Origin of the sequence: Burkholderia sp. 9120, assembly GCF_000745015.1 — a bacterium.
Taxonomy (GTDB): domain Bacteria; phylum Pseudomonadota; class Gammaproteobacteria; order Burkholderiales; family Burkholderiaceae; genus Paraburkholderia.
On sequence record NZ_JQNA01000001.1, the window covers coordinates 713,473 to 739,538 of the forward strand.

At 66.2% G+C, this 26,066-nt stretch carries 23 protein-coding genes; 10 read left to right on the forward strand and 13 right to left on the reverse strand.

Going from position 1 to position 26,066, the window contains the following annotated elements:
• Positions 1 to 31: 31 nt before the first annotated feature.
• Genes FA94_RS03080 through FA94_RS03090 form a run of 3 tightly spaced genes read right to left on the reverse strand, consistent with a single transcriptional unit; the run spans position 32 to position 4,823 of the window.
• Positions 32 to 1,516: a polysaccharide pyruvyl transferase family protein gene (locus FA94_RS03080; RefSeq protein WP_081935653.1), complete on the reverse strand. Its 1,485-nt coding sequence runs from the start codon at positions 1,514 to 1,516 to the stop codon at positions 32 to 34.
• Positions 1,513 to 3,726, reverse strand: coding sequence for a thiamine pyrophosphate-binding protein (locus FA94_RS03085; protein ID WP_035546617.1), 2,214 nt, complete (start codon positions 3,724 to 3,726; stop codon positions 1,513 to 1,515). Before FA94_RS03085 ends, FA94_RS03080 begins: the two co-directional genes overlap by 4 nt.
• Entirely contained in the window at positions 3,726 to 4,823 is a 1,098-nt protein-coding gene (locus FA94_RS03090) for an aromatic ring-hydroxylating dioxygenase subunit alpha (RefSeq protein WP_063771759.1), read from the reverse strand. Before FA94_RS03090 ends, FA94_RS03085 begins: the two co-directional genes overlap by 1 nt.
• A 490-nt stretch (positions 4,824 to 5,313) precedes the next feature.
• On the opposite strand from FA94_RS03090, the gene FA94_RS03095 reads away from it, so the two are divergent.
• Entirely contained in the window at positions 5,314 to 6,399 is a 1,086-nt protein-coding gene (locus FA94_RS03095) for a response regulator transcription factor (RefSeq protein WP_051980329.1), read from the forward strand.
• Between the two features lie 78 nt (positions 6,400 to 6,477).
• On the opposite strand, the gene sctC is transcribed toward FA94_RS03095, so the two are convergent.
• The 10 genes from sctC to FA94_RS03145 form a co-directional block, all read right to left on the reverse strand.
• Positions 6,478 to 8,268: a type III secretion system outer membrane ring subunit SctC gene (gene sctC, locus FA94_RS03100; protein WP_035546620.1), complete on the reverse strand. Its 1,791-nt coding sequence runs from the start codon at positions 8,266 to 8,268 to the stop codon at positions 6,478 to 6,480.
• Between the two features lie 92 nt (positions 8,269 to 8,360).
• Positions 8,361 to 9,836, reverse strand: a complete 1,476-nt coding sequence (locus tag FA94_RS03105) for a helix-turn-helix transcriptional regulator (protein ID WP_035546623.1) — start codon at positions 9,834 to 9,836, stop codon at positions 8,361 to 8,363.
• 200 nt (positions 9,837 to 10,036) lie between these two features.
• Entirely contained in the window at positions 10,037 to 10,909 is an 873-nt protein-coding gene (gene sctT, locus FA94_RS03110) for a type III secretion system export apparatus subunit SctT (RefSeq protein ID WP_051980330.1), read from the reverse strand.
• Positions 10,906 to 11,430 carry a hypothetical protein gene (locus tag FA94_RS03115; protein WP_035546627.1) on the reverse strand — a complete coding sequence of 175 codons (525 nt, stop codon included), beginning with the start codon at positions 11,428 to 11,430 and terminating at the stop codon, positions 10,906 to 10,908. Before FA94_RS03115 ends, sctT begins: the two co-directional genes overlap by 4 nt.
• Positions 11,427 to 12,779, reverse strand: a complete 1,353-nt coding sequence (gene sctN, locus FA94_RS03120; protein ID WP_035546630.1) for a type III secretion system ATPase SctN — start codon at positions 12,777 to 12,779, stop codon at positions 11,427 to 11,429. Before sctN ends, FA94_RS03115 begins: the two co-directional genes overlap by 4 nt.
• Positions 12,776 to 13,579, reverse strand: a complete 804-nt coding sequence (sctL, locus tag FA94_RS03125; protein WP_035546632.1) for a type III secretion system stator protein SctL — start codon at positions 13,577 to 13,579, stop codon at positions 12,776 to 12,778. The genes sctN and sctL overlap by 4 nt, the downstream gene beginning before the upstream one ends.
• Positions 13,467 to 14,402, reverse strand: a complete 936-nt coding sequence (locus tag FA94_RS03130) for a type III secretion protein HrpB4 (RefSeq protein WP_051980333.1) — start codon at positions 14,400 to 14,402, stop codon at positions 13,467 to 13,469. The genes sctL and FA94_RS03130 overlap by 113 nt, the downstream gene beginning before the upstream one ends.
• A gap of 18 nt (positions 14,403 to 14,420) precedes the next feature.
• On the reverse strand, positions 14,421 to 15,251 hold the full coding sequence (gene sctJ, locus FA94_RS03135; RefSeq protein WP_035546633.1) for a type III secretion system inner membrane ring lipoprotein SctJ: 831 nt from the start codon (positions 15,249 to 15,251) through the stop codon (positions 14,421 to 14,423).
• 22 nt (positions 15,252 to 15,273) lie between these two features.
• On the reverse strand, positions 15,274 to 15,669 hold the full coding sequence (locus FA94_RS03140) for a type III secretion protein HrpB2 (RefSeq protein ID WP_035546636.1): 396 nt from the start codon (positions 15,667 to 15,669) through the stop codon (positions 15,274 to 15,276).
• 14 nt (positions 15,670 to 15,683) lie between these two features.
• The gene (locus tag FA94_RS03145; protein ID WP_081935654.1) at positions 15,684 to 16,298 is read right to left on the reverse strand and encodes an HrpB1 family type III secretion system apparatus protein; all 615 of its coding nucleotides are present in this window, start codon (positions 16,296 to 16,298) and stop codon (positions 15,684 to 15,686) included.
• A 284-nt stretch (positions 16,299 to 16,582) separates the two neighbouring features.
• Here FA94_RS03145 and sctU point away from each other — a divergent pair, with 284 nt between their 5' ends.
• The 9 genes from sctU (at position 16,583) to FA94_RS03190 (ending at position 25,898) form a co-directional block, all read left to right on the forward strand.
• Positions 16,583 to 17,713 carry a type III secretion system export apparatus subunit SctU gene (gene sctU, locus FA94_RS03150; protein WP_063771760.1) on the forward strand — a complete coding sequence of 377 codons (1,131 nt, stop codon included), beginning with the start codon at positions 16,583 to 16,585 and terminating at the stop codon, positions 17,711 to 17,713.
• Between the two features lie 11 nt (positions 17,714 to 17,724).
• A complete protein-coding gene (sctV, locus tag FA94_RS03155) occupies positions 17,725 to 19,830 on the forward strand; it encodes a type III secretion system export apparatus subunit SctV (RefSeq protein WP_035546638.1) in 2,106 nt (701 codons plus the stop codon).
• A gap of 10 nt (positions 19,831 to 19,840) precedes the next feature.
• Positions 19,841 to 20,572: a type III secretion system protein SctP gene (gene sctP, locus FA94_RS03160; RefSeq protein ID WP_035546641.1), complete on the forward strand. Its 732-nt coding sequence runs from the start codon at positions 19,841 to 19,843 to the stop codon at positions 20,570 to 20,572.
• A gap of 14 nt (positions 20,573 to 20,586) precedes the next feature.
• A complete protein-coding gene (sctQ, locus tag FA94_RS03165; protein ID WP_051980335.1) occupies positions 20,587 to 22,083 on the forward strand; it encodes a type III secretion system cytoplasmic ring protein SctQ in 1,497 nt (498 codons plus the stop codon).
• On the forward strand, positions 22,067 to 22,717 hold the full coding sequence (sctR, locus tag FA94_RS03170) for a type III secretion system export apparatus subunit SctR (protein WP_035546643.1): 651 nt from the start codon (positions 22,067 to 22,069) through the stop codon (positions 22,715 to 22,717). Before sctQ ends, sctR begins: the two co-directional genes overlap by 17 nt.
• Before the next feature lie 25 nt (positions 22,718 to 22,742).
• Positions 22,743 to 23,006 (forward strand): type III secretion system export apparatus subunit SctS, encoded by a 264-nt coding sequence (gene sctS / locus FA94_RS03175; RefSeq protein WP_035546645.1) that lies wholly within the window; start codon positions 22,743 to 22,745, stop codon positions 23,004 to 23,006.
• A 58-nt stretch (positions 23,007 to 23,064) separates the two neighbouring features.
• A complete protein-coding gene (locus FA94_RS03180; RefSeq protein WP_051980337.1) occupies positions 23,065 to 24,150 on the forward strand; it encodes a hypothetical protein in 1,086 nt (361 codons plus the stop codon).
• Between the two features lie 155 nt (positions 24,151 to 24,305).
• Positions 24,306 to 25,598, forward strand: coding sequence for a hypothetical protein (locus FA94_RS03185; RefSeq protein WP_035546648.1), 1,293 nt, complete (start codon positions 24,306 to 24,308; stop codon positions 25,596 to 25,598).
• A 51-nt stretch (positions 25,599 to 25,649) separates the two neighbouring features.
• Entirely contained in the window at positions 25,650 to 25,898 is a 249-nt protein-coding gene (locus tag FA94_RS03190; protein ID WP_035546650.1) for a hypothetical protein, read from the forward strand.
• Positions 25,899 to 26,066: the final 168 nt, after the last annotated feature.

Below are 26,066 nucleotides of genomic sequence, written 5' to 3' on the forward strand. Positions count from 1 at the left end.
GCGTGCATCTGTGCACTCGCGCGATCAGCGTTCAGCCTTCGAGTGCAACGCGCAGCCTGTCGCCCATCGCGTCGATACGGACGCGTTGCGACGTTGCATAGTCCGCGTAAGCCGCGATCAGCGCGGTGCGCACCTCATCGCGGCACAGCGATCCGATCGCCGTCAGTGTGGCTTGCGCGCCGTCCGCGTCGTCACAAGCCGCGCTCCATTGCGGGCATCCCACTTCGCCAAGCAAACGCTCGATGCGCGTGTCCATTGACAATCCGAACACCGGCACACCGTGCGATATCGCGAGCACGGCCGCGTGATAGCGCGTCGTCACGACGCAGGCGGCATGCGCGACCGCTGCGGCCACTTCGTCGAGCGTCCGCGGGCCACGCGTGACGAGCTCGATCTCGAACGGCAGCCGCGCGGCCAGATCGACGCAGGCGCTGTGGTCGAGTTGCTCCATGCCCACCAGCACCGGCGTATAACCCTGCTCCCGCAAGCCGATGGCGATCTGCGCGAAGCGATCGAGATACGCGTGATAAGCCTCGGCACGCGCCGCGTCCCAACTGTGGAAATGCAGCGGCCCGTAACGCAGCGGCGATGTTTCGCCGCGCGCGTCGAGCTCACGAGCACGTGCGGCATCGGCACGCACCGGCCACCAGAACGGATTGTTCGGACACAGCGCGACGCGTCGCGCGGCGGGCGATGCGGCGCTTGCTTCAGGCCGCGCCCGATAAGTCCATGCCGTATCGGCGCCGGCCTGCGCGAGCACGCCGAGCGACGCGAGTTGTTGTCGCGCCGCGTCGTTGCGGCAGATAATCTCGCCGCCATCGGCGTTACGTTCGACGAAGCGCGTCAGCGCGGCGCTCATCGTGCCGCTGTCCACGCCATAGGCAATCGCCGGCCGCCCGTGAGCGTGCGCGAGCGCGAGGCCGCCGATCAGTACGCCCGCTAGCGAATCCGAAAATTTCGACGTGTAAGTCGAGCCTTCGACATTCAGCACGAGGTCGGCTTCGCGCACGGCGGCATCGAGCGCATCGGGCAGATAAGGCAGCGCCGGGGTGAGGCGCGGCGTGTCGGCCAGCAGCGGATGATCGAAGCAGTCGCCGAGCGCGAACAGCGTGATCTGCGGCACGCGCGGCGCGAGCACGCGGCGTAGCTGCGCGATCGTTTCGATCGTGCGCAGATCGGCGCCGGTGTTGCCTGCGCCGGTATAGCCGAGCAGCAGCACGCGCGGTGCGGTGTTTGGGGCACTTGGCGAACTTGACGCGCCTGGCGCACTCGACGTACTTGCTGCGCTTGGCACACCCGGCACACCCGGCGAGCTTGACGCTCCTGACACACTCGGCGCGCCTAGTCCCTCGCCCGACGCGCGCGGGCCGCCACGTGCCGACGCACGTCGCGCCGCACCGATACGTTGCTGCAGATCGTCGAGAAAAACTTCATCCGGCGCGCTCGCGCTCGCATACCGGTTCAAGGCCGCGAGCGAACGCTCCAACGGACTGGCCACCACGTCCCAATCCATCATGCCGCCCCCAACGTTTGCGCAAGCTGATTCATCTGCATCGCGCCGGAGTACGGTTCGACGGCGATTTCCACGATCGTCACACCGGCGTGCTCTTTGGCATCGGCGAGGGCCGCGTCCAGTTCGGCGTGCGTGCCGACCCGTCGATGCGCCAGCCCGAATCCTTGCGCGAGTGCGCCGAGGTCGAGCCGATAGGGATTGCGGATCGTGCGCCGATAAGCCGGCGCTTGCGCGATGGGCAGGAAATCGAAGATCGCGCCGCCGCCGTTGTCGACCACGCAGACGCAGGCGGGCGTCTGCACACGCTGCGCGCTGGCCAACGCGGACAGATCGTGGACCAACGCCTGATCGCCGAGCAGCAGCAGTCCCGTGTCGCCACGCGAGAGCGCCTCGCCGATGAACGTCGACAGTGTGCCGTCGATACCGCTCACCCCGCGATTGACATAGATGTCCTGACGCGCGGCGCGCACGTCGTAACCGATGTCGGCATGGCGCATCGACATCGAATTGCCGAGATGGACGAACGCGAAACCCGGCGCAGCCAGCACGCGATGCACCGCCGACACTTCGCCCCATTCGAGCGACGCGACGCATGCGCGTCGCTCGCGCGCGCCGTAGCTGGCGACGCTGGCCCAGCGGTCACGCCACGAGAAGGCAACGGGCGCGGCGGGTTCGTTGGGGCGAGTGTTTGCTTCGATGTTTGCTTCCGCGCACGCATGCAAATCCATCCGGCCACGCACCGCTTCGCGCAGCGCTCGCCCCATCTCCAGCAAAGCGCTAACCGAAGGCGCCACCACCACATCGCGCGGATCGAGCGCCTGATGCAGATAGTCATACGCCACACGGCACGGCGCGATCTTGATGGTGGGCACGTCGGCCTGCGTTTCGAGGTAGGCATGCAGCACCGGCATCACCGGCGCGAGGCCGAAGCGCACGATCAATTCCGCACGCGTGTTTGCAAGTCGCGCAGCACCGCCGAATACATCGAAGGCGTTGACGATCAGCGCGCCCGGCGCGCCGCGTGCCGCCGTCTGAGGCGCCAGCGCGGACGGCCCCGAACGCAGTCCGCTGCCGGCATCGGCGAGTACCGGAAAACCGCTCGATGCCGCCAGCGCGAAAATCGCTTCGAGCGGCACACCAGGTTCGGGTCCGACGACGATCAAGCCGTCGAGACCTTCAGTGAGCGGCCGATCGCCGCGCTTCGCCAGCACGCGAGACATAACACGCGCAACGACCTGTTCAAGCTCGTGCGCGTGCTCTTTCGCGTGATCGCTCGGGCGCTCGTTCGCCTGCTCGTTCGCCTGCTCGTTGGTGCCGTGATCGTTGGTGCCGTGCTCGTACGAGCCGTGCTCGCTCCCGTGCTCAAGCACTCGTTCAACCACATGCTCATTCATGTGCTCGCCCGCACTTGCGGCGTGCGCGTCCAACGCCTGAACTTCAGCCACGCCAGCAACATCGCGCTGCGTCACCATCCCGCGTACGACACCGGCCACGTCACCGGCCCCTCGCACCGCACGAACCGTTTCGCCCGACACCGGCTGCGTCTCGACCGCATCGTAGACACCCGCCAGCGGCACATTCACATGCACCGGCCCACGCGTCGGCCGCCGGGCGGGCGGATGCGCATCGGCGCGCGACAAGCCATCGCCGATGTCATCCACACCCTCGACCATCGCCGCAAGCGCCGCCGCTACCCTGCCCCTCGCCTGCTCCACCGCGTGCGGCGAATCGACAGGATCGTCCAGATCCGCCTGGGCGCGCACGAACGCGCGCGTCGCGCCGAGATGATCGGCCATCTGCCCAAAGCCCGTCCCGCGCAAAGCCCGCGGACGATCGCAGGTCAGCACCACGAGCGGCACATCGGCGGCGTCCGCTTCGGTCAGCGCCGGCAACACATTCGCGACCGCCGAGCCGGAAGTCGTGACGATCGCCACCGGCGACCCGCTCGCCTTCGCGAGCCCAAGCGCGACGAACCCGCCGCTGCGCTCGTCGGTGCAGACCATCTCGACGGCGATATGCGGATGCGCATCGACCGCGAGACACATTGCACTGGCACGTCCACCGGGGCACAACACAGCATGACGCACGCCGGCCGCGCTCAGCATCTCGACGATGCATTCCACCCAGACCGCGTTGAGCGATTCGTCATCCGCAGCAGCATCGTCGCGAAGCGCTTCGCCGCGCAGCGTCGCCTCATCGAAAACGGCCGCCATCACGCGAGCGCTCGCGAAGCATCCGCCACCGGCGTGATCGCGATCGTGCGCGCGGGCGCTTCGCCCGCCGCCCGCTCCGCCGCGATCAGCCGCTCCATCACGCGCCGCGCGCGAATCGCGCCGGCATCGATGGGCAGCAGCGCCGGTTGCATCGCCCAGAAGTCGTTATCGCCGAGATTCTTCTGCTGCGCTTCGAGCATCGGCAGGTCTTCGCACTCGAACGGCTTCATCAACCCGTCGACGGCATAGCGCACCAGTTCGTGCGCGGCCTCGCCCATCTCGTTGGGCAAACCGAACGCGAAGAAGTAATGCGTCGTGCGCTCCGTCTCCGGCGTCAGCCAATGCGCCGACGGCGCGATCAGCCCCGCTTCGCGCGGCATGCCCGCGGCGGTCACGCCGACCACGATCGACAGCAGTCCCGGCGGCGTCCAGCGCACATCCATCCAGCGGTCCACCCGCGTCCCCGCCGGAATCCCGAAGCCTTGCGCGACGAACGGCTGCAGCGCTTCGTCGTACGCGCTACGGCGCACCCAGACAATGTCGCCGAGGTTGCCCGACTGCACGTCGCCGCGCGCGATCGCCTCGCTGCCCAGCGTATCGGGATGCAGAAACTGGAAGTGGCTCAGATCGAGCAGGTTGTCTGCGCTCAGTTGATAGTGCGCGCGCGTGTGCAGATAACCATCGTGGGTGACGTGCGTGACGGGATCGACGAACGGAAACGACGGCAACAGCGACTCGTCGGCGCGCAACGGGTCGCCGGGCCAGAACCAGATGGCGCCGTAACGTTCGAGCGTGGGATACGTGCGCACCTTCGCGCCGGCCGGCACCCGGCCGTCGCCGTGCGGATTGTGCACGCACTGCCCGCTCGCCCCGAAGCGCAGACCGTGATAGGGACATTCAAGCGCGCCGTCGACGACCCGGCCTTGCGACAGCGGCGCGAAGCGATGCGCACAGCGATCGTCGAGCGCGATCGGGCGTTGTTCGGCATCGCGATACAACACCACGGGCCGGCTCAGCAGCGTGCGCGAAAACGGCGTGCCGGGACAAACCTCGTGGGAGAACGCGGCGACATACCAGGCATTGGACAGAAAGGACATGGACGCACTCGCAATGGAATCGGCATAGAAAAAAATAGCGTGGCGCCGGTTTCCGGCCGCCTCATGCGAGTCTAAGTAGCCGGCCGTCCCACAGTTTCAAAAAAACTCATGCCAATCCGAAGCTATGGGCATAAAACGCAGTCGCGCGATTCTCAACAAAAGTAAATAGGCCTTGCAACGCTGAAAGGTGCTGCGAACCTTGCTTCGCGTGCGATTCCGGCCGATTTGAGTCTCTTTTACCGGCCTCATTCATATTGAGTGAAATTGATACCGCAAACCGGTTCAGCCTTTCATCTCCACTCAACGTGCGCGATCTCCAACCTTATTAGCCGGCATAAAGCGATTCGAAACCCTTTGTCCGAATTTCATGCACTTTCTCTACTTCTTACAGCGAAACAATTCGTTACAGCCCTGATATTTTAAGGGCCGTAATTTTCGGGGCACGCCAGATGGTTTGGGAAGCAACCTTAAGCATCAGTCCCGGGAGGGCATGTTGAAATTCGCCGTGATGACCACCAGCAGCAGTCTGTTCAATCTGATTTGCCAATGCTTTCACGACGAGGCAATCGAATGCTGCCGTTTCCTCGATGACGTCGCGCTATCCCGGGCGATCTATCGCGAGGACTATCACGCCATTCTTGTCGACGCCGCCACGGGGATCGACGCAACGCGCGCCGTGTTCGCACGTCGCGCCTGCTACGGCGACCGCCGCGCGCCGTTGATCGTGATCGGCGCGTTTGCCGATCGCGACAGCATCGAGCGGGCCTTCGAGATCGGCGCCGACGACGTCGTGCTCTCGCCGATCGACCGCGGCGAGCTCGAAGCACGCACCTACCAGGCGCTACGCCGCTTCCAGTCGCCTACACCGGTGCAATCCGAAGACTGGGTCGAACTCGGACCGTACCGGCTCGACCGGCGCACGGGCACGGTGCTGGTCGACGATCAGGAAATCCGCCTGACGGTGCGCGAATTCGCGATTGCGTGGCTGCTGTTCTCGCGGGCCGGCGAGTATGTGAGCCGCCGGCAGATTGCCGGCGCGATCTGGAGCAGCACGGAAGATATCGTCGGACGCACGCTCGAACAGCACATCTACAAGCTGCGCAAGAAGCTGGCGTTGAATGGCGCATCCGGTGTGCAGCTCCGCACGATGTATGCGCACGGTTATCGCGTCGAGTTGTGCGACGGCCGGGCCGAGAGCGACGCGATCGCGACAGATCTGACGCGGACCACAAAGGCCACGCAATCCACACGAGCCGCGCGCACCGCGGATGCGATTGTCGCGATCACCCAGGCTGTGGATAGCGCACGCGAAGAAATCGCCGACGACTGCGCAACAGAGACGACACGCCCGGTGCGGACGCTAGACATCCACGCAAAAGACAGCGAGACGGCGCGCAACGCGCAGCCGTGGGGCCAGTATGCCGCCATGTGGCACAGCGGTACGACGCACGTCGTGCATCGGCTGGCGGGCTTTACGGCGGCCGGCGCGGAGGCTTCGGACGGCGACGCATCGGTCGCGCTGACCTCGTTCTCGATTCCCGCCGCGCTGCTAGGCGGCAACGCACGCCGTCGCTAAGCAGCGGCTAAAAAGGGGCAAGCGCGGCCGTCACCGCCTTGCCCCTGTCCTGCATCAATCCAGACCAAACCCAGCCGCCTACAGATCCAGCACTCGCGGCGACAACAGGAAGACCCGCTCCATATGCGAGCGCTCGTCATTGTTGTAACGGAACAGCGCACCGATCAGCGGAATCTTCGACAAACCCGGCACACCGGTCATCCCGTTCGAGTTGTTGTCCACGCTATAACCCGCGATCAACAGACTCTCCCCCTGACCGACAAACGCCTGCGTATTGATCTCGCTGCTGGTGATCACCGGAATGTTGTCGACCTGCTGCCCCGTAAGCTGACCGTCCTCGATATGCACTTCGAGCTTGATGCGCGTCTGCCCGTCTTCCTGCACGACCATCGGCAACACGCGCAGCGACACACCCGTCGACACGCTGTACAGATCCGCCGACGTATAACCGGACACGCGCACGAAGAACTTGGTCTTGTTGTCCATGACCGCTTCGACGTTGTCGAGCGTCGCGACTTTCGGCGACGCGTCGATCTTCGCCTTCGAGCTGCTCTGCATCGCATTGACGCGCGCCATCAGATAACGCCCCGCATCGCCCAGCACGGCGGTGATCGACGCGCCCACCGGCGTGGCCGAGACGACCGTGGTGCCGTCGGCGAGCGTCGAGGTGCCGAAGTTCGGGTTGATCGAACCGTTCGCGTAGCTGTTCTGCTGATACGTGCCGCTGCCGGTCTGAAAGTCGAGATGGCTGTTATGCGCCCGCCAGTCCACGCCGATCTGCTTGAGCAGGTCGTCGTCGATTTCGATGATGTGCGCCTCGATCTCGATCAGCTTGGGCCGCGTGTCGAGCTGCTCGATCAGCGACGCGTACTGGTCGATACGCTGCGGCGTATCGCGGATCAGCACCGAGTTGGTGGTGGGATCGGGTTGCATGATCGGCAGCGTCAGATCGCCGCCGCTCGGCTGGCTCATCCCCGAGGAGCCCGGCGTATTCGCGTAGCCCACGGCGCCGCCGCTGCCGTAATTGGACGGCTGCGCATTGCCGACCAGACCGCCGAGCGCGGAGCCGTCGCCGCCTGCCATGTTGGGCGGCAACGGCGGATTGTTCACCTGACCGCCGCCGTTGTTGCCGCCGTTGACGTCCGCCATCGGCGGCACGCGCTGCAGGTTCGGCGATACCGAGGTCTGCGACTGGCCACCGCTGCCGCCCTTCTCCTGCTTCGCGTGATACATGTTCGACAGCACCGTCGCCACGCCCGGCACCGTGATCGTGTTGCCGTCGATCTGCACCTTGTGGTCGGCGGCCCACGCATGCTTCAGTTTGAACACGCGAATCACCGAGCCGGTGCGGCGGCTGGCGTTCTCGTCCAGCCGCTTCGCGATCTCGCCCACCATCTGCACATATTGCGGCGGACCGTTGACGATCGCCGTCCCCGCGCTTTCGTCATAGAGCACCGGGAAACGCGGGTCGTCGACGCTCATGGTGTGCAACGCGGCGCGCAGATCGCTGGCGGACGCGTGATCGAGTTTGATCACCTGATGCGTGACGTCGTTGGCGCTGCTGATCGACAGCACGCTGCCGTCATAGAACCAGACGAAGCCGAAGGTCGACGCAAGCGTATCGAGAAAGCGTTGCGGCGACATATCGAAACGCCCCGTCACCGCGCCCTGCACGTTGCCCGCAATCGATGCGGCCACGCCCTGGCTTGCGGTGAAATCGCGCAGCACGTCTTTCAGATCCTTGCCTTCGACGGCAATGTGTACGGTCGTGCCGCGCCAGCGCACCGGCGCAGCGCTCGCGGGTTGCAGCGCGCCCAACGTAAGGGACGCCGCGAGCCACGCGGCGCAGAACAGCGTCTTCGATTTCATGGAGTCGACTGTGTGAAGGTGAAGGAAAAAAGATGAAGGCCCGCTCGCACTGCCGCGGTCAGCCGCAGTGCGCCGTTGCAGCCGTAGCCGCGCTATCGTTCGAGCGTCTCGGACGGGGCTTCGTGAAACTGTTTGCGATAGCCGTTGACAAGTGTCGAGCGGTTTTGCACGCCCCATTTGCTGGCCGCGCCGAGCACGCCGCGCTCGCTCGAATACGACCGGTCGGTGAGTTCCGCACGGATCCGTTCCATGCGCTGACGGCGGATCAATTCGGTCGGCGACAGTCCGAGGAAATTCTTGAAGGCGCTTTGCAGCGCGCGCTCGGTCACGCCGATTTCGGCGGCCACTTCGCGCACCGACAGATCGCGTCGGTCGAGGTTGTCCAGCACGTAGACGTAGGCGCGGCGATACTTGGCCGGCAGACGCGCGCCGACGTCGTCCAGTTGCGGCGAGGCTTTCGCGCTGCGCTGCAGGAACGGCGCGCGCACCTGCGAGTCTTCGCGCAAACATTGCATTGCGACCAGCGCGTAGCGGCTGTAAAGCTGCAGCGATTCCTGCGCGCGTCCTTCGGCCTGACGCGTTTTCGCGCTGCAGTAGAGGTATTCGAGCTGACGGTGGCCGGTCGTGCCGTTACGGCCGACCTGATGCAGCGGTTCGAGAATCGAGCAGGCCAGATGCGGCGCCGCGCCGGCCAGTGTCGCCAGGGCGATTTCGAGGCGCAGCGTGCGTTGATAGTCGGCGAGTCCCTGCTCGCGCGACCATTGCAAATGCCGCTGCAATTCGCCGATCGCATCACGATCCGCGCAGGCGGCCAGCCGCAACTGCTGCAGGTAGTCGATCCGCGCACGCAGCAACGGCGAGCGCACGCCGAACACGGCGCGCGCGAGACCGTCGACGCTCGCATCCGTGCCCTGACCGGGGCGCGGCGCACGTTCGCTCGACAAACCGGAGTGCCAGTAGACATGATCGCGCAGCGCCGTTGCGCCCCGCACTTCCGCCTGCACGGCGAAGTCGAAACGCAGCGTGGTGAGCAGCGCGTGCCAATGGCCCTGCGTATCGTCGAGATCGCGCTCCACCCGTTCGATCAGATCGTCGAGCGCGTCGGCGGCTTCGCTGGTGCGGCCCAGTTCATAGAACACGCAGACCATCCCGAAGTGGGCCTCCACCGCACGCGCCGGCTCGATTTCGGGTTCGTCGGCGACACGCGAAAAACACGCGAGCGCCGTGCCCAGCCGATGACGGAAAAATGCCTGCCACGCGGCATTCCGGCAGGACGCGGTACGGATCGCATGCTTCGACGAGCGAATCAGTTTCTGTGCGCGGCGGTAGTTCTCTTCCGCCTCGACTTCGATACCCAGCATCAGCTGCAGGTCGGCGTGCAATTGCAGCGCGTGCGGCGCGAAATCGGCGTTGCCGGCTTCGTCGGTCCAGCGGCTCGCGAGCTGGCTCGCGGCGTTCAGTTTGCCATCGAGCAAGGTGTCCAGGAAACGGCTGGCCGGCGCGGTGTCAGCACACGGTGTCGGTGTCGCGAGCGCGGAGACCACAGGGAAATAAAGCATCGAAAGCATGGACGACTCCTCTGAGTGCGGGAACGCGTCGCAGGCGGCAAGCGCGTTGCGTCGGGTGGAGTCAATGTAGCCAGGCGGATCGAGCAAAATTTCAATTAATCTGACATTCCCGGCGTGTTTGAGAAGGTTTGAGTTTTGCCGCGATCTCGCTGCGATGCAGCGATTTATGCGGTACGTCATGCAACATTCTCAACGCAAGCTCAAGGATGGTTCGTCGGCGCAGCGGTATCCGGCGTGTGCGGTGTTGGCGATGCATCAGGGGTTTTCGTCGAATCAGAGAGCACGCGAAACTCCGCAGCGAGACCGCGCAAGGTGACCTGGTCGCGCACCTGATCGACGAAGACGCCCACGAACAACGCCAGCATCAGCACCGTGACCGCGCCCTTGACCGGCTGACTGAGCGTCATCAGATCGAGCTTCGAGGCGGACTTCGCGGCAAAGCCAAAAGCGAAGTCGATCAGCAGCAGAATGAACATCATCGGCGCCGCGAGTTTGGCGACGGTTTGCATCAGCGAGTCGGTCTGCGCGAGTACGAACGATTCGAGAATGTTCGACACGTTCGGCGCCGCCGAGACGATCGGCCACCAGTGATACGACTCGTACAGCGTGCCGAGCAGAAAGGTCATGCCGCCGAGCGCCCAGAACGCTACCGACGCAATCTGCCCGAGCAGCGTGGCGGTCGGCGTGGATTGTTCCTGGCGCGTGGGGTTGGTGATCTGCACGTTGTTGTAGCCCGTCAGATCGTCGATATACGTGCCCGCGCCTTCCGCGACCCAGAACACGATTGAAGCCGCAAAGCCGATCACCAGTCCGATCAGCGCCTCGCGCAAGCCGACTTCGAGCAGCATCACGCCGTGCAGCGATTGCATGAACGCGACGGGCTGACCATAGGCCACATAAGAGCTGAACAGCAGCACGACCGCATTGCGCACCACGCCTTGCAGCAGACCGTCGGCGGTCGGCGGAAAGATGAACATCACGATAAACAACCGCAGCGAGCACACGCCGATCAGCGTGATATAGCCGACCAGCAGCGCGCCGAGTTGTGGCAGCGCGGAGGCAATGTCGTTCATGCGTGCGCCCCACGTGCGTTAAAGCGTCGGGCGAGCGCGGTTTCTTCGGCCTCTTCGTCGCTCGCGTCGCTCTCGGCGTTGTCCTGCGCGCGGCGAATCTCACGAATGCGCTCGCCGCACAGATCGATGCGGCCTTGATTCAACGCGATCTCGCGTTGCGTCTGCGCAATCGCGGCAAGATTCGCCTGCACGGCGGCTTCCGCCTGCGCGAGTTCCGCGTCGAGCAGACGCAAGCGGTCGTTCACCACGCCGAGATACAAGCGGCAATTATTGAGGTCGTCGAACGAGAACGGCTCGGTGCCCGTCATCATGCCGTCCACGCGATGCTCGTAAAAGCGCAGCACGCCGGTTTCGTGCGCGAGCTGTTCCTGCTTCGCGTCGCGCGCGGCTTCGAGTGGCGCCTGGGCATGACGCTGCGCTGAGAGCGTCGCCCGCAAGGTCTCGTCGAGACGGCGACGCCGCGTGCACGATCGCTCCAGCGCGACAATGCGCCGCTGCTGCATGCCTTTCGATGCGCTCATCGGCCGAACCCGCTCAGGTCGTAGAGCTGCGCCTCGGTGTCCTGCGGCGCCGCGTAATCGCCGGTGCGCTGCGACAGGAACGCCTTGATCGCGTCGGCCTTGGCAATCGCCTCATCGGCCAGCGCGTTCATGCCCGGCTGGTATTCGCCGATCTGCAACAGCATCTCGACTTCGCGATGCTTCGCCATCAATTCGCGGATCCGCGCGGCCGCCTGCACGTAATCGTCCGGCACGACCTGGGGCATCACACGCGACAAACTGCCGAGCACGTCGATGGCCGGATACTGATTCTTCGCCGCGATCTCACGCGACAGGATCATGTGGCCGTCGAGAATCCCGCGCACTTCTTCGGCGATCGGATCGCTGCCGCTGTCGTCTTCGGCGAGCACGGTGTAGAGCGCCGTGATCGAACCGGTTTCGCCCATCCCCGCGCGTTCCAGCAGGCGCGGCAGTTCGGCGAAGATCGACGGCGGAAAGCCGCGCCGCGCGGGCGGCTCGCCGGCGGCGAGACCGATCTCGCGGCCGGCGCGCGCGAAGCGCGTCAGCGAGTCCATCATCAGCAGCACGCGCTGGCCGCGGTCGCGAAAGTATTCGGCAATCGCGGTCGCGACATAGGCCGCTTTTGCGCGCTCCATCGACGAGCGGTCCGAGGTGGCGCACACCACCACCGAACGCGCCATGCCCTCCGGCCCGAGAATCAACTCGACGAACTCGCGCACTTCGCGGCCGCGTTCGCCGATCAGCGCGATCACGTTGACATCGCACGAAGCACCGCGCGCGAACATGCCCAGCAAGGTACTTTTGCCGACGCCGGCCGGCGCGAAAATCCCCATCCGCTGCCCTTCGGCCAGCGTCATCATGGCGTCGACCACGCGCACGCCGGTGGGCAACGGCGCGTCGATCATGCGACGGCTCATCGGCTCGGGCGGCGCGGCGAAAATCGGCCGCAGCGTGTCGGACTCAATCGGCGGGCCGCCGTCCACGGGTTCGCCGAGGCTGTCGATCACGCGGCCGAGCAGCATGTCGCCCACTTTGACGGAGAGCGGGCGGCCGAGGCCGATTACCTGGGTCGAACGCGAAATGTTTTCGAGCCGCGAGAACGGCGACAACAGCGCGACGTCGCGGGTAAAACCGATCACCTCGGCAAGCTGCAGCAAGGTGCCGTTCGCCGCGCGCAACTCGCACAGTTCACCGAGCGACAGATCGAGCCCAGCGACCTTGATCAGCGTGCCGATCACTTCGAGCACTTTGCCGGTCCGCGTCACGCCCGGCTCGGCCAGAATCTCGCGCTCGATCTCGTCGGTGAGCCGGTCGAAATCGACCGTGCCCGTCAGCCACGGCGTGCTCATGCGGCGTCCTCGTCAATGCGCGCGTCGGCCACGCTGTCGGGCGGCGGCGCTTCACCTTGCGCGTCGGCCACTTCCACCGAGCGCTTCAATGCACGCGACACCGCGCTGCGCATGGCGCGCAATTGCGTGTCGAGACTGGCGTCGACGGTGCCGAAGTCGGATTCGCAAACGCAACTGCCGGGTTCGAGCCGTTTATCGGCGATCACCGACAGCGGAATCGGCTGGCCGAGATCGCGCCAGCGCGAGGCAAGCCGGTCGAAGGTCGCTTTGGCTTCGGTGTAGTCGTCGGGGTGCACGGCCACGCGAAGATAGGTCGCGCCTTCCACGATGCGATCGACCGTGGCGAGCGCCCGCTCAAACAACGCTTCGTGACGCTCCACCCGCACGATCTGCTCGACCGCCGACGCAACGATCTGCGCCAGCCGCTCGCGCATGCGAATCTGCAACTGGCTCTGCGCATCGGCCACGTCGGCGAGGCGCTGCATCCAGTCGGCCAGCGCACGATCGCAACCGTCGCGATAGCCCTGCTCGCTGGCGGTGTCGTAGTCGCGCTGTGCCTGCGCCGCGATCTCGGCGGCCTGCGCATGCCCGGCGTCAACGATGCGTGCGGCTTCGTCGTGCGCGTCGGCCAGCAAGGCCTCGCGCTCGACGGCGAGCGCGGCATAGGCTGCGTCGATCGAGACCAGTTCACCGAAGGTCGCGCGCGGAATGACATCCGTCGACGCGCCGACGCGCGCGACCCATCGCTCGGCATCGTTCTCGCCAAAAGCGGAGCGCGCGTGCTTCAACCAAATAGCCATGCAAACTCCGGTAGCAGATCGGACAGACGCGCGAAGAGGCGCGCCGAGCCGGGGCATCGAGCGCCGCGGGCACGGCGGCGAGCCAGGCCGGCGCGGGCAGCACGCGCGGCAACGCGAGCCGCAGTAACGGGAACGGCAGGCGGTTGGCTTCGCCGACCACATGCCCCGCTTGCCCGGTGTACCCCGCCTGCCCCGCGTACATTCCCTGCGTGTCATGCATGCCTTGTACTGCACTCGCGCTGCCCAGATCGCGCAATAACAACGCGCAGCCTTCGACGGCGAGCGCGTTCGCATCCAGCGCGGTCAGCGGCGGCATCGCCGCGCGCGTGGCGAGACGCGCGATATCGGGCGCGTCGGCCAGATGCGCGTCCTGCGTGAGACGGTCGACGCCGACGCCGGTCCACTCCGCCAGCAGCGAGCGTGTGCGTTTGTCGATCAGACGGCGTGCTTCCGCGCGCCGGAACGACAATGCGCGCATGCACAGCACCTGCAACGCGTGCCGCACCGGCAACACGTCGAGCAGCACGGCGTTCGGTTGAGCCGCGCCGGAGGCCGACGGCTTGAGCGCGGTGTGCGTCAGCGCGGCGAATGAAGGGGGTTTAACGCCCGCGGCATCGGCGAGCGCCAGCGAACAGGTTTCGACGGCCGCTGCACCGGCGCGCTCGAGCGCGCCGCGCCAGGCTTCCAGTTGCGTAACGTCAGCGCCGAGCAACGCGGCGCTCCACGACGGATCGGCCCAACGGGCCACGCTGGCAAGGTTACGGCGGTACGCACCGAGCGCCGCGGCCATGCGTTGAAAAGGCAGATCGGTCGGCGCATTCATCGTAGCCGCGTCGCCCGCTCAGTTCGCGGGTCGCAAGCGGCGCAGACGCGCCAGCAATCCGCCCAACCGGCCGCTCGCCGCACCCTCGCCACCGGCCGCGTCGGCACCCGGCCGCCCGGCCAGCACGCCACGACGCGCCAGCACCAGCAGCGCGGTGGCAGCCAGCACCACGGCGCCCGTCAGCACGCCCAGCAGCCATGCCGGCATGCCGTTGCTCTGCGGCTGTTGCGAGTATTCGACCGGGTCGGCCGCGACGGCGGTGACGCTGACCTGATCGTAGGTGAGGCCCTCGACGCTGTGCATCACCAGCGTCTTGATCTGCGGCACCAGGGCGCCGATATCGGAATCGCGCCGGTACTTGATGAACACCGCCGCCGACGAAGGCTTGATGGTCTGCGCGAGCGGATCGTTGTTCGGCAGCACGATCTGCACGCGCGCGACCAGCACGCCGTCAATCTTCGAGAGCGTGGACGACAACTCCTGCGACGTGCCGTAGATGAAGCGCACGCGCTCCTCGGTCGGCGTCGAGACGAGGCCGTCCTTCTTGAACAGCGCGCCGAGGTCGTCGAACTTGCTGTGCGGCAAACCGCGTGCGCGCAACGCCTCCATGGCACGCACCATCTGCGTATCGTCGACGTCGAGCGACCAGGTCTTGCCCGCGTCCGAGGTGTCCTTGGACGCATCCACGCCGCGTTCGAGCAGCGCCACCACCATCTCGTTGACGTCCTGTTCGGACAGATTGCCGTACAGCTCCTTCTTGCAGCCGCTGAGCGCGATGCACAGCGCGAGCACGCAGAGCAACGGCGCGGCGCGGCGGCTGGCTCGCGCAGTGGGCAATCGGTCGAACATGGTGGCGGCGTCCGTGGCAGCGTTACTGGTTCTTCATCAGCGTTTCGATCGCCGACTTCGACGAATCCACCACGCCCATCTTCGCTTCCAGATCGAGCTGCGTGCTGGCGAGTTCGAGCGTCATGCGAATGGTGCCGGCGCTCATCTCGTTCATCGTCATGGTCGGCGCCTGCTGCGCCAGTTGCAGCGCGTCGTTGACGGTGTGTTGCAGCTCGGCGTCCTGGCTCGCGACCAGCTTCGAGGCGACCGCGGTGCCGTCCTGCTGCGGCGTGGCGGGCGCGCTCATTGGCCCCTTCTGCATCAGCGACTGGAACTTGTCGGCCAGTTCGGGCGAAGTCTGCGCGGCGGGCGCGGCCGCGCCTTGCGACATCTGATCGAGCGACGCCTGCAAGGCGGTCGTGGTGGCATTGACGGTCATGTGCGACTCCGCGATCAGGCGCGCAGGAAGGACTGGTTCGCGTAGTCGAGCGGCGCGGGCGTGGCCGCCACCGCGGCATGCGCGACCGGCTCCGCAGTGCCGACGGCTGGCGTGGCTTCGGCGCCTTCAGCGGTCTCGGCGTCGAACTCCGCCAGCGCCTCGCACGATTTCGGCGTGACGAACTGGCCGCCCGCGCGCTTGACCTTCATCGCGTTGAGCAGATCCTCGCGGGCTTCGAGCGCGCGCACCAGCGACTGCGTATCGCGGGTCGGATTGTCGGCCATGGCTTCGGCCGCGCACTGCTTCCAGTCGGGGTCGCCCTTGGCGGACAGGCAGAACGCGAGCAGCGCCTTGGCGTAGCCGAAGCGCGGCGCGTTTTCGCCGACCTGGCGCAGCACGTGAATGGCGTCGTCCCAGTGGCCGCGCACCATATGCAGGATGCCGTCGAGCGTATCGATTTCGGCGACGCGCGGACGCAGCACGCGCAGCGCGTCGAGCACGAGTTCAATGTCGTACGGATCGGCCGACACTTTCGGGAAGTGGCTAAGCAAGGCGGTCGAGACGGTTTCGATCAGGCCGCCGACGACATCGGGGCTGCAGTTCAGGTAATCCGGCGTGCTGACGGTCATGGCGATGGGCTCCTGACGGAAGCGTTGAAATCGACCCTGCGGGTTGCAGCAGGTCGGGAAGGATGACGCAAACATAGCAACCGCCGCGCGGCCGGCAACGCCCGGATGCGAAGTCGCCGCACCGGATGCGAAGCCGCGCGGGTGCTTCGCGCTGCGTGCGGCCGCTTCGCCTCGCCCGGCGCGCGTGGCCGGCGCGAGCGCTATCGTCAGGCGGGGTCTCAAGCGCCCTCCCACGGCACGCGCAGCGTCCGCCCACTGCCCTCTCCCATCGCGACCGAGCCGACATGAGCGACGAAAAAACCGAAGAGCCAACCCAGAAAAAGCTGCGGGACGCGCGCAAGGAAGGACAGGTGTCCCGCAGCAGCGATCTGACCGATTCGATCTCGATGTCGGCGGTCGTGCTGTTGCTGATGGCGGGCGCGAGCCACTTCAGCGACGCGATGCGTGAAGCGGTGCTGATCGCCACGGGTTTCGTCGACGGCGATCATTCGCTGACCAATATGCAGACCCAGTTGTACACGCTCGGCGGCCTTGCGCTCTCGGCGATCGTGCCGTGCGTGTGTATCGCGGCGCTCGCCGCGATTGCCGGTTCGATCGGCCAGGTCGGCATGCAGATCGCCACCAAGCCGATCACGCCCGACCTGAAAGCCGTCAGTCCGATGGGGGGCCTCAAGAAGATCTTCTCGGTGCGCACGCTGATCGAGTGCGCGAAGATGATCGTCAAGGCGGCGATCGTGTTCTGCGTGATGTGGCAGACCATCAAATGGCTGTTTCCGCTGATCGTCGGCTCGCTTTATCAGCCACTGCCGGGACTGGTGCGGATGTTCTGGGCGTTGCTGATCAAGCTGTTCATGATGGCCGCGGCGGTGTTCGTGCTGGTCGGCGCCGCGGACGTCAAGCTGCAGAGCTTCATGTTCCTCAAGAAGATGAAGATGTCGAAAGACGAGGTCAAACGCGAGCACAAGAATCAGGAGGGCGATCCGCGCATCAAGGGGGAACGGCGGCGCCTTGCGCGTGAGATTCTGAACTCGCCGCCGCAGTCGAAAGTGGGCATGGCCAACATGATGGTGGTCAATCCCACGCACTACTCGGTCGCCGTGCGCTACGCCCCCGACGAGCATCCGCTGCCGCGCGTGATCGCCAAGGGCATGGACGAAAGCGCGGCCGCATTGCGCCGTGCGGCGCGCGATGCGGGCGTGCCGATCATCGGCAATCCGCCGGTGGCGCGCGCGCTGTACAAGGTCGGTCTCGATGAGCCGATTCCCGAAGAACTGTTCGAGACCGTCGCGGCGATTCTGCGCTGGGTCGAATCGATCGGCGCGCAGCGCTCGGCAGGCATGCCGGCGTTCGACGACGACACCGCGTCGTCCGCTTCCTCGCACGACGCCACCGCCCCGCCGCCCGCCCTCCACTGACGAGACCCACCATGCTGAAGACACTGAAACTTCCTGCCGGCGGCGAGATTGGCATCGTCGCCCTGATCGTCGCGATCATTTCGCTGATGATCCTGCCGCTGCCGCCGACGCTGATCGACATTCTGCTCGGCGTGAACATCGCGATCAGCGTGACCTTGCTGATGGTGACGCTGTACGTGCCCGACGTGGTGTCGCTGTCGGCGTTCCCCTCGCTGCTGCTGTTCACGACGCTCTACCGGCTGTCGCTGAACATCGCGTCGACCAAGTCGATTCTGTTGCATGCCGAAGCGGGGCACATCATTGAGAGTTTCGGCGAGCTGGTGGTGGGCGGCAATCTGGTGGTCGGGCTGGTGGTGTTCGTGATTATCACCACGGTGCAGTTCATCGTGATCGCCAAGGGTTCGGAGCGGGTCGCGGAAGTCGGCGCGCGCTTCACGCTCGACGCGCTGCCCGGCAAGCAGATGAGTATCGACGCCGACCTGCGCGCCAATCTGCTGAGCGCCGAAGAAGCCCGCCGCAAGCGCGCGACCCTCGCCGTGGAAAGTCAGTTGCACGGCGGCATGGACGGCGCGATGAAGTTCGTCAAGGGCGACGCGATCGCCGGCCTGATCATCACGATGATCAATATCGTCGCGGGGATCGCGGTGGGCGTGGCGTATCACAACATGAGCGCGGGCGAAGCGGCGAACCGCTTTTCGATTCTGTCCGTGGGCGATGCGATGGTGTCGCAGATTCCGTCGCTGTTGCTCTCGGTCGCGGCCGGCGTGATGATCACGCGCGTTGCCGACGAGCGGCAGGCGAAACCCGCTTCGCTCGGCGATGAAATCGGCCGCCAGCTCGGCTCCAGTTCGCGCGCGCTGTATTTCGCGGCGGTGCTGCTGCTCGGCTTTGCGGCGGTGCCGGGCTTCCCCGCCGCGCTGTTCCTGCTGCTGGCCGGCTCGCTGGCGTTCACCGCGTGGCGGCTGGACGCGAAGAAGCCGCAGCAAAGCAGCCACGAACGCGAGTCACTGCACGCCATGCAACGCTCGGGTTCGAAGATCGACGTGCCGGTCATTCTGGCGCGCGCGCCGCAATTCACCTGCCCGCTCGGCGTGCGGATCGCCCCCGACCTCGTGGCCCGGCTCACCATGCCGGCGCTCGACAAGTCGTTCGAAAGCGAACGCGCGCGGCTGCAGGAAGAACTCGGGCTGCCGTTTCCCGGCATCACCATGTGGACCTATGCGGCGCTGCCGGCGTCCACCTGTCAGATTCTCGTGCACGACGTGCCGCAACGGACTATCGAACTGCCCGCCGGCAAGGTGATGTTGCCCGAAGCGAGCCGACTCGCGCATTCCGCCGCCGCCGTCACGCTGACGGCCGAGGAAAGCGCGGCGCTGGACGCGCTCGTCGCGCAAGCCGAAGCCGGTCCGCCGATCGATCCGAGCGGTGCGCCGACGCGCTGGCTCGAAGAGCGCGCGGTGCCGCCGAAAACGCCGGTATGGCGCGCGGAACAGGCCATCGCGCATGCGTGCGTCGCACTCATGCGTCGCCACGCGCCGCTGTTTCTCGGCATCCAGGAAGTGCAGTGGATGCTCGACCAGCTCGCGACCGACTATCCGGGTCTGGTCGCCGAAGTGCAGAAGGTCCTGCCGCCGCAACGGATCGCCGACGTGCTGCGGCGCTTGCTCGAAGAACAGATTTCGATCCGCAACGTCCGCACGATCATGGAAAGCCTGATCACCTGGGGACCGAAAGAAAAAGACATGCTGATGCTGACCGAGTACGTACGCGGCGATCTCTCGCGCTTTCTCGCGCATCGGGCGGCGAGCGGCGAGCGGACCTTGTCGGCGGTGCTGTTCGACATGCCAGTCGAGCAGCATATTCGTCAGTCGATCAAGCAGACGCCCACCGGCAATTTCCTCGCGTTGCCGCCGGATGAAGCCACCTTGCTGATCGACAAGATCCAGTCGTTCGTGGGCGCGACGCCGCGCGAGGGCGTGGCGTTGGTGACGTCGATGGATATTCGCCGTTACGTGCGGCGCATGATCGAGGCGCGCCTGAGCTGGCTCGCGGTGTATTCGTACCAGGAACTCGGTGAACACGTCGAGCTGCGGCCGCTCGGCCGCGTGTCGATCTGAGGCCGCGGCAATGACGCATATCGTGTCGCGCCACGTGCGCGTGATTCCAGGCGAGCAGGACAACGGCCCACCCGACGACGACGCGGCTACGCGCTCAGCGTCGCGCGGTCGCGGTTTCGACTACGCGTCGCTGCTTGGGCGCCGGCGTGCCGTGCTGCGACTGAATCATCAGGCCGATTCGGGCACCGATACCGGCGCCGGCTCGCAGAACGATCACCCTGCGGACGATGCCGAAGCCGCCGGGCATGCATCGGCCCCAGCCGCGCCGCGCCCGTTCTTTTCTCACGAAGACGGTAACGGTCCGCAAGCGGCTGAAGACTCTGCGGGTTCCAGTGCGAATGGCATAGAGGGCGCTGGCAATACGCTCCAAACCGAACGCCTCGCGATCGGCTCGCGCGTCGAAGACGCCGCGCAGCCCGTGGTCTCCGCCGTCTATCGGCAGCAGCAGCGCTTCGTGCAATTGCTCGGCTCGCTGGCGCGCGAGATCGGCGCGTTCTGCGGCGATCCGTCGATTGCCGAAGCGGGCAACTGGGAAGTGCAACTGCCGCTCGATCAGAAACTGCTGCCGCAGACCACGCTATATCTGACGCTTTCGCGTTTCAGTCTGCAGCTTCGGTTCGACACGACGGATACCGTCTCGAGGCAATTACTCTTGGAACACAGCGCACTGCTCGAGCGAGAACTCGACACCTTGCTGCGCGCGTGGGGTGAAGCCCGCGACATCGAACTCACGGTCTGGTGACAGATTCTCTGCGTATGATCTATCCGCTCGACGAGCCGACGACCGAAGACGAAGCCATCTCCGATCCGCACGCGGCCGGTGAGCGTGCGCGCACGACGGAATCGGCAGGGTTGTCGGGCGCGGCGGTGCGTGGTGAGGCACGGCTAACGGCGAGTGCTACACCCGTGGTCGCGGCGACAGCCACGGCGGCGGTCTCGGCGAACGCTGCCGATTCCAATTCCGCTTCCGGCGAGACGCACGACGCGCCGATCGCGCCGCTGACCATGCCAGCTATCACACGCGCCGCTGCACGGGTTACGCGAACCGTCTGCGATACGCGTCTGGCCGGTCATCTGCGCACGACGCTCGGTATCACAGAATGGCAAGCGTCGCCGACCGACACGCGCAGCTTCGATGCCTCGTACGTGGACGCCGGTGTCGTCGACCTGACGCTCGCTTCGCCTGACGGCGGCGCACCGGTCAGCCTGCATCTGGCGCTCGATCTGCATGCCTATCCGGCGCTGTCGATCGCCGCGTGGCCGGACAGCGACGCGCTGAGCGCGAAGCCACCCGCCGATGCCGCTTTGCGCCAGGCCGTGGCGGGCGTCGTGCTGGAGCCATTGCTCGTGCGACTCAATAGCGCCGGTTTCAAGGACGCACGCGTCGCCGATGTGCGCCGCGGACGTCTCGACACTACGCGTCCGTTGCGCGAGCACATGGCCGGGACTCATGCCGCCCAGCCCGTCGCCGCACCGGTAATCGCGCTGTCGTTCGTGCTCGCCGGGCGCCACTATCAGGCCGCGCTGCGCGCGCCCACCGCGTGCTACGACCTGCTCGACCGACTACTGCATAGCAACGCTGCGGCGCAGGCTTCGAGCACCGCTAGCGTCTCCGCCGTCACCGCCAACACCGATCCGCGCACCGCCTTCGCGTCAGACGATCAGCCGCCTTATCCCGCCGTCGATCTCGACGTGCCGGGCAGCCTGATCCTCGGCGTCAAGCGCCTGCCGGTTGACACGCTGCATGCGCTCGAACCCGGCGACGTGCTGTTGCGCGCCACCTTTCCCTCGCTCGATGCGGCGCAGTCCGGCACATCGCACAACCTTTCTGCGCCCCGCGCGCGGCTGCGTGCCGTCGCCGCGTGGGGAACCCCCGGGCTCACCCGTGTGTGCGCCGCTGTGGAAATCGACGGGCAATCGCTCGTCATCGTCAAGGAGCCGAACATGTCAGAAGAGCTGGACCCGGCGAGCGCCGACGCCGGGCTCGCCATCGACGACCCCGCCGATCCGATCCGGATCGGTGAGCTCGAGCTGCCCGTGCAGTTCGAGATCGATACGGTGGCACTACCGCTCGCCCAGTTGTCGGCGCTCGGCCCAGGTTATGTGCTCGAACTGCCCGTCCCTGCGGCAGACGCCCAATTGCGGCTCGTCGCGCATGGCCAGACCATCGGCTATGGCGAGCTGGTGACGGTCGGCGAGCATCTCGGTATCCGCATCATTCGCATGGCACATAGGCATGGTCCAATTCAGTGATATCACCGGGCTGCTGCTGGTCGTCGTTGCGATCAGCCTGCTGCCTTTCGTTGCAATGGTTGTCACCTCTTACGCGAAGATCGTCGTCGTGCTGGGGCTGTTGCGCAATGCGCTCGGCGTGCAGCAGGTGCCGCCGAACATGGTGCTCAACGGCATTGCGATTCTCGTCTCCATCTACGTGATGGCGCCGATCGGCATGCTCGCCGCGAAAACGCTCGAAGGCCAGCAACTCGCGACGCAGCCGTCGCAAGCGCTGATCCAGGCGTTCGGCGCGGCGCGCGAGCCGTTCCGCGCGTTTCTCGTCAAGCACACCAACGAGCGCGAGAAGCGTTTCTTCCTGCGCTCCGCCTCCGTGGTGTGGCCGAAGGAAGAAGCCGCGCAGATCAAGGAAGACGATCTGATCGTGCTCGCGCCCGCCTTCACGCTGACGGAAATGACCGACGCGTTCAAGATCGGCTTTCTGCTGTACATCGCGTTTATCGTGATCGATCTGATCATCGCGAACGTGCTGCTCGCGATGGGCCTGAACCAGGTCACGCCGACCAACGTCGCGATTCCGTTCAAGCTGCTGCTGTTCGTGGTGATGGACGGCTGGTCGACGCTGATTCACGGCCTCGTGATGTCCTACAAATAGCGCGGACCCGTCTTCGGAGATCAAGATGGAAATCGATTCGCTGATCCGCTTCACGACCGAAGGCATGTTGCTGTGCCTGACCGTGTCGCTGCCGGCGGTGATCGTCGCGGCCGTGGTCGGCCTCGGCGTGTCGTTCCTGCAGGCGATCACGTCGATGCAGGATCAAACCTTGTCGCACGCGGTCAAGCTGATCGCGGTGACGGTGGTGATCGTGGTCGCCGCGCCGCTTTCGTGCGCGGCGATTCTGCACTTCGCCAACGAAATGATGCAGGCCGCCGTGCCGCTGTGAAGCGGTCCGCGCGGCCCACCCTGTCCATCCGAGCAGGCCAATTTGCGAGGCGATCGATATGAGCCGCATCTCTCATCAGGGTAACGACGCGGCTGCGGCGCACGCGCAGCACACTGCGGACGCGCAGCAGAAATCGGCCAATGCGCAAGGCGCGCGCAACGGCGCGCAGTTCGCGGCGCTGTATCGCGGCACCACCAATTTCACGTATGGGTCGGACGCGCAGCGCGGACCTTCGGTCAGTTCGGTGCGCGCGAAACGCATGGCCGATCAGTTGGCGCGCAAGCGTCGCGCGTCCAAAAAACAGCGCAGCAATGGCGCCGGTCTCGACGACGACGGCCCGGACGACGCCGAAGCGAATCACGCTGAAGGCCACAAGGTGAACCGCGACGGCGGTGGACGCGGCGGCGGCGGTGGCCATTCGCAAGGCGATCACGGCGACGAGCACGGCACCGGCACGGCGCCCGCGATCAAGGCGCGCGGCGATCGCGGCGCGGTGCCTCCGCCGCCGTCCGGCCGGCTCGACGCGGTCGCCGCACAGTACGCGCAGCCGGGTCAGGAAGGCGCACGCGCCGCCGCGGTGCGCGACGCTTGGCGCGGCGACATGCTGAGCCTGCGCGAGCAACTCGCCGCGAATCCGCAGATGCCGCTCGACGCGCGCGTGCTTGAACAGTCGATCGATCTGCTCGGTGTGCAGCAACGCATCGGCGGTATTTCGGCGGCGCTGCCGGGGGCGAATTCCGGCGTGGCCGCATTGCGCGAGCATGCGGGCGGAGCGGGCGCGCAGGGGGTGACGCGGCTGCCGCCGCCTGAGCGCGTGCAGCGCTTCAACCTGCTGTTTCCGTTGTTGTGGCTGCATGCGGATAAACCTGCCACGGCGACGCAACGCGGACGGTCGATCGATACGTTGTGCGGGCTGCGCGGTGGTGTGCTTGGGCGGACGATTGGCGGGGCGGCGGGTGCCGCTGGTGCTTCGGGTGCAGCCGGTGCCTCTGGTGCAGCCGGTGCCTCTGGTGCAGCCGGTGCCTCTGGTTCATCCAGCACATCCGGCGCGCCGGGCGCAGCCGACCGGTCCGCCACCGACAGCAACGCATCCAGCATTGCCCCGCCGTCCCCGCGCCGCGCCTTTCCAGGCGGCCGCCGCTAGCCGTTTGCGGCGCGGCTTCGCATCCCATGCGGCGCCTTCGCATCCTCCCGGCGGCACGCCACATCGCGCGGCTACATTAAAGACGATCGAGCCGGCCGAGCCGCGCAACCCGCGCGCTCCTCCGGCGTCCCTCCCACCCACCCTGTGCGAGCACGATGAAACTGCTGCGGATACTGACGGGCGTTCACGCGGGAGCGCAGTTGCAGCTCACGCCGGGCACGCATCGCGTCGGCGCCGACGACGATGCCGACATCCGCCTCACCGACTGGCGCGGCGCGGATGCGCTGCTGCACGTCGACGCGAGCGGCGTGGTCAGCGCGCAGCGCGTCACCGTCTCTGAAGCGCAGTTGGCAACGACTGCGGACGGCCAGGCCACCGCGCCGCTTGCGGGCGAGGAAGTAGTGCTGCTGGTGGACTTCGTGCCGATGCAATTCGACGACATGATCCTCTGCATCGGCGCGGACGACGCGGCATGGCCATCCGATCTCGACCTGCTGTCGATGTTGCTGGCGCGTCCCGCCGAAGCGCGTTTCGCGGCCGAACGCAAGAAGCGACGCCGTTACGTGGGCGCCGTGGCGGCGTGCTTCGTGCTCGGTATCGTGATCGTCGCGGGCTCGCTGCTGACCACCACGCAGATGAGCCGCGCCGCCCTGCCGCGCAATGCCGACGACCGCGCGCAACGCGTTAGCGAGGCGCTGGCCGCGGCCCATCTGAGCGGCCTGCAGGCGCACGCGGTCGGCAGCACGGTGGTGGTCACCGGCATGGTCACGAGCCCCGCCGACGACGACGCCGTGCGCACCCTGCTGGCGCGCATCGCGCCGAGCGGCATGGCGCGCAACTACGACGTCGCGCAGAACGACGCGCGCAGCATCGAGGATTCATTGGGCGTGGCGGGCGCGCATGTCCGCTATCTCGGCGACGGCAACTTCGCGATCACCGGCGCCGTCAGCAGCCGCGCCGATCTCGACGCCGCGCTCGCGCGAGTGCGCGCCGATCTGGATCCGAACGTGAAAAACATCGTGGTGCAGGTGGCGGAAAACGGCAACGTCGTCGCGGGCAGCGCGGCGCCCGCGTCGTATTCCGAAATGATTTCCTCCGACGACGTCCGCTACGCGCAGACACCGGACGGCGTCAAACATATTTACGCCGTCGACCCGCCCGCGTCGGATAGCGAGGCGAATGTGGGCGGTGCGGCGACGGCGAATGTCAATGTGAATGCGAGCGCGAATGCCAACGCCAACGCGAGCGTCAATAAAAGCGCCAATGCCAACGCGGCGCTGAACGGCAAGGCCAACCCGAACAACACCGCCAACGTCGCGAACACAACAAACACCACCAACACCGCAATCGTCGACAACGATACCGTCACCCGCAGCGCGGCCGGCGTCGTGCCGCTGCCGAACCCCGCGACATTGCCATCGGCTCAACCCCACGGTCCGGCAAGCTGACCCTGAGGTGACCCCTCAACCGCCCTTGCCCCGTTCAATCAGGAGATCGACATGTACGAGCAGCTCGAAGCCCACGCCAGCGAATTCAACGATTTGCAGAAGACCCTCGCCGATCCGGCCGGCGCGCCGACCGTGGACGCGATTCGCCAGTCGCTCGAAGCGACCGCGCAGCGGATCAGCGACACGCAGGGCGCCACCGACCTCGATCGCAACAATCTGGCCAAGCTGTATCGCGGCTTTCTCGCTGCGTCGCGCGTGATCGCGCGGCTGCAGGAAAAACAGGCCGGCGCGCACGCCTGACACGGCGGCGCAATGGCTCACCGACTCACCGACGCACCGGTACAGCAGCGGCCGGCGCGACGGGCAACGCGCTTGTCGCGGCGGCATGGCTCTCCTGAGCAGCCGACGCGACGGCAGGTCTCGATGTAGGCCACTCCCACTCTTTATCCCTAGTCACTGGAGGTTCTT

Coding starts and splice junctions, on each gene's coding strand:
- sctQ (WP_051980335.1), top strand. CDS start 20,587: ATGATCTATCCGCTCGACGAGCCGACGACCGAAGACGAAGCCATCTCC.
- FA94_RS03090 (WP_063771759.1), bottom strand. CDS start 4,823: ATGTCCTTTCTGTCCAATGCCTGGTATGTCGCCGCGTTCTCCCACGAG.
- FA94_RS03080 (WP_081935653.1), bottom strand. CDS start 1,516: ATGATGGATTGGGACGTGGTGGCCAGTCCGTTGGAGCGTTCGCTCGCG.
- sctS (WP_035546645.1), top strand. CDS start 22,743: ATGGAAATCGATTCGCTGATCCGCTTCACGACCGAAGGCATGTTGCTG.
- FA94_RS03095 (WP_051980329.1), top strand. CDS start 5,314: ATGTTGAAATTCGCCGTGATGACCACCAGCAGCAGTCTGTTCAATCTG.
- FA94_RS03130 (WP_051980333.1), bottom strand. CDS start 14,402: ATGAATGCGCCGACCGATCTGCCTTTTCAACGCATGGCCGCGGCGCTC.
- FA94_RS03190 (WP_035546650.1), top strand. CDS start 25,650: ATGTACGAGCAGCTCGAAGCCCACGCCAGCGAATTCAACGATTTGCAG.
- sctN (WP_035546630.1), bottom strand. CDS start 12,779: ATGAGCACGCCGTGGCTGACGGGCACGGTCGATTTCGACCGGCTCACC.
- sctC (WP_035546620.1), bottom strand. CDS start 8,268: ATGAAATCGAAGACGCTGTTCTGCGCCGCGTGGCTCGCGGCGTCCCTT.
- FA94_RS03185 (WP_035546648.1), top strand. CDS start 24,306: ATGAAACTGCTGCGGATACTGACGGGCGTTCACGCGGGAGCGCAGTTG.
- sctT (WP_051980330.1), bottom strand. CDS start 10,909: ATGAACGACATTGCCTCCGCGCTGCCACAACTCGGCGCGCTGCTGGTC.
- FA94_RS03085 (WP_035546617.1), bottom strand. CDS start 3,726: ATGGCGGCCGTTTTCGATGAGGCGACGCTGCGCGGCGAAGCGCTTCGC.
- FA94_RS03180 (WP_051980337.1), top strand. CDS start 23,065: ATGAGCCGCATCTCTCATCAGGGTAACGACGCGGCTGCGGCGCACGCG.
- sctJ (WP_035546633.1), bottom strand. CDS start 15,251: ATGTTCGACCGATTGCCCACTGCGCGAGCCAGCCGCCGCGCCGCGCCG.
- FA94_RS03115 (WP_035546627.1), bottom strand. CDS start 11,430: ATGAGCGCATCGAAAGGCATGCAGCAGCGGCGCATTGTCGCGCTGGAG.
- FA94_RS03105 (WP_035546623.1), bottom strand. CDS start 9,836: ATGCTTTCGATGCTTTATTTCCCTGTGGTCTCCGCGCTCGCGACACCG.
- sctP (WP_035546641.1), top strand. CDS start 19,841: ATGACGCATATCGTGTCGCGCCACGTGCGCGTGATTCCAGGCGAGCAG.
- sctU (WP_063771760.1), top strand. CDS start 16,583: ATGAGCGACGAAAAAACCGAAGAGCCAACCCAGAAAAAGCTGCGGGAC.
- FA94_RS03145 (WP_081935654.1), bottom strand. CDS start 16,298: ATGACCGTCAGCACGCCGGATTACCTGAACTGCAGCCCCGATGTCGTC.
- sctV (WP_035546638.1), top strand. CDS start 17,725: ATGCTGAAGACACTGAAACTTCCTGCCGGCGGCGAGATTGGCATCGTC.
- sctL (WP_035546632.1), bottom strand. CDS start 13,579: ATGGCTATTTGGTTGAAGCACGCGCGCTCCGCTTTTGGCGAGAACGAT.
- FA94_RS03140 (WP_035546636.1), bottom strand. CDS start 15,669: ATGACCGTCAATGCCACCACGACCGCCTTGCAGGCGTCGCTCGATCAG.
- sctR (WP_035546643.1), top strand. CDS start 22,067: ATGGTCCAATTCAGTGATATCACCGGGCTGCTGCTGGTCGTCGTTGCG.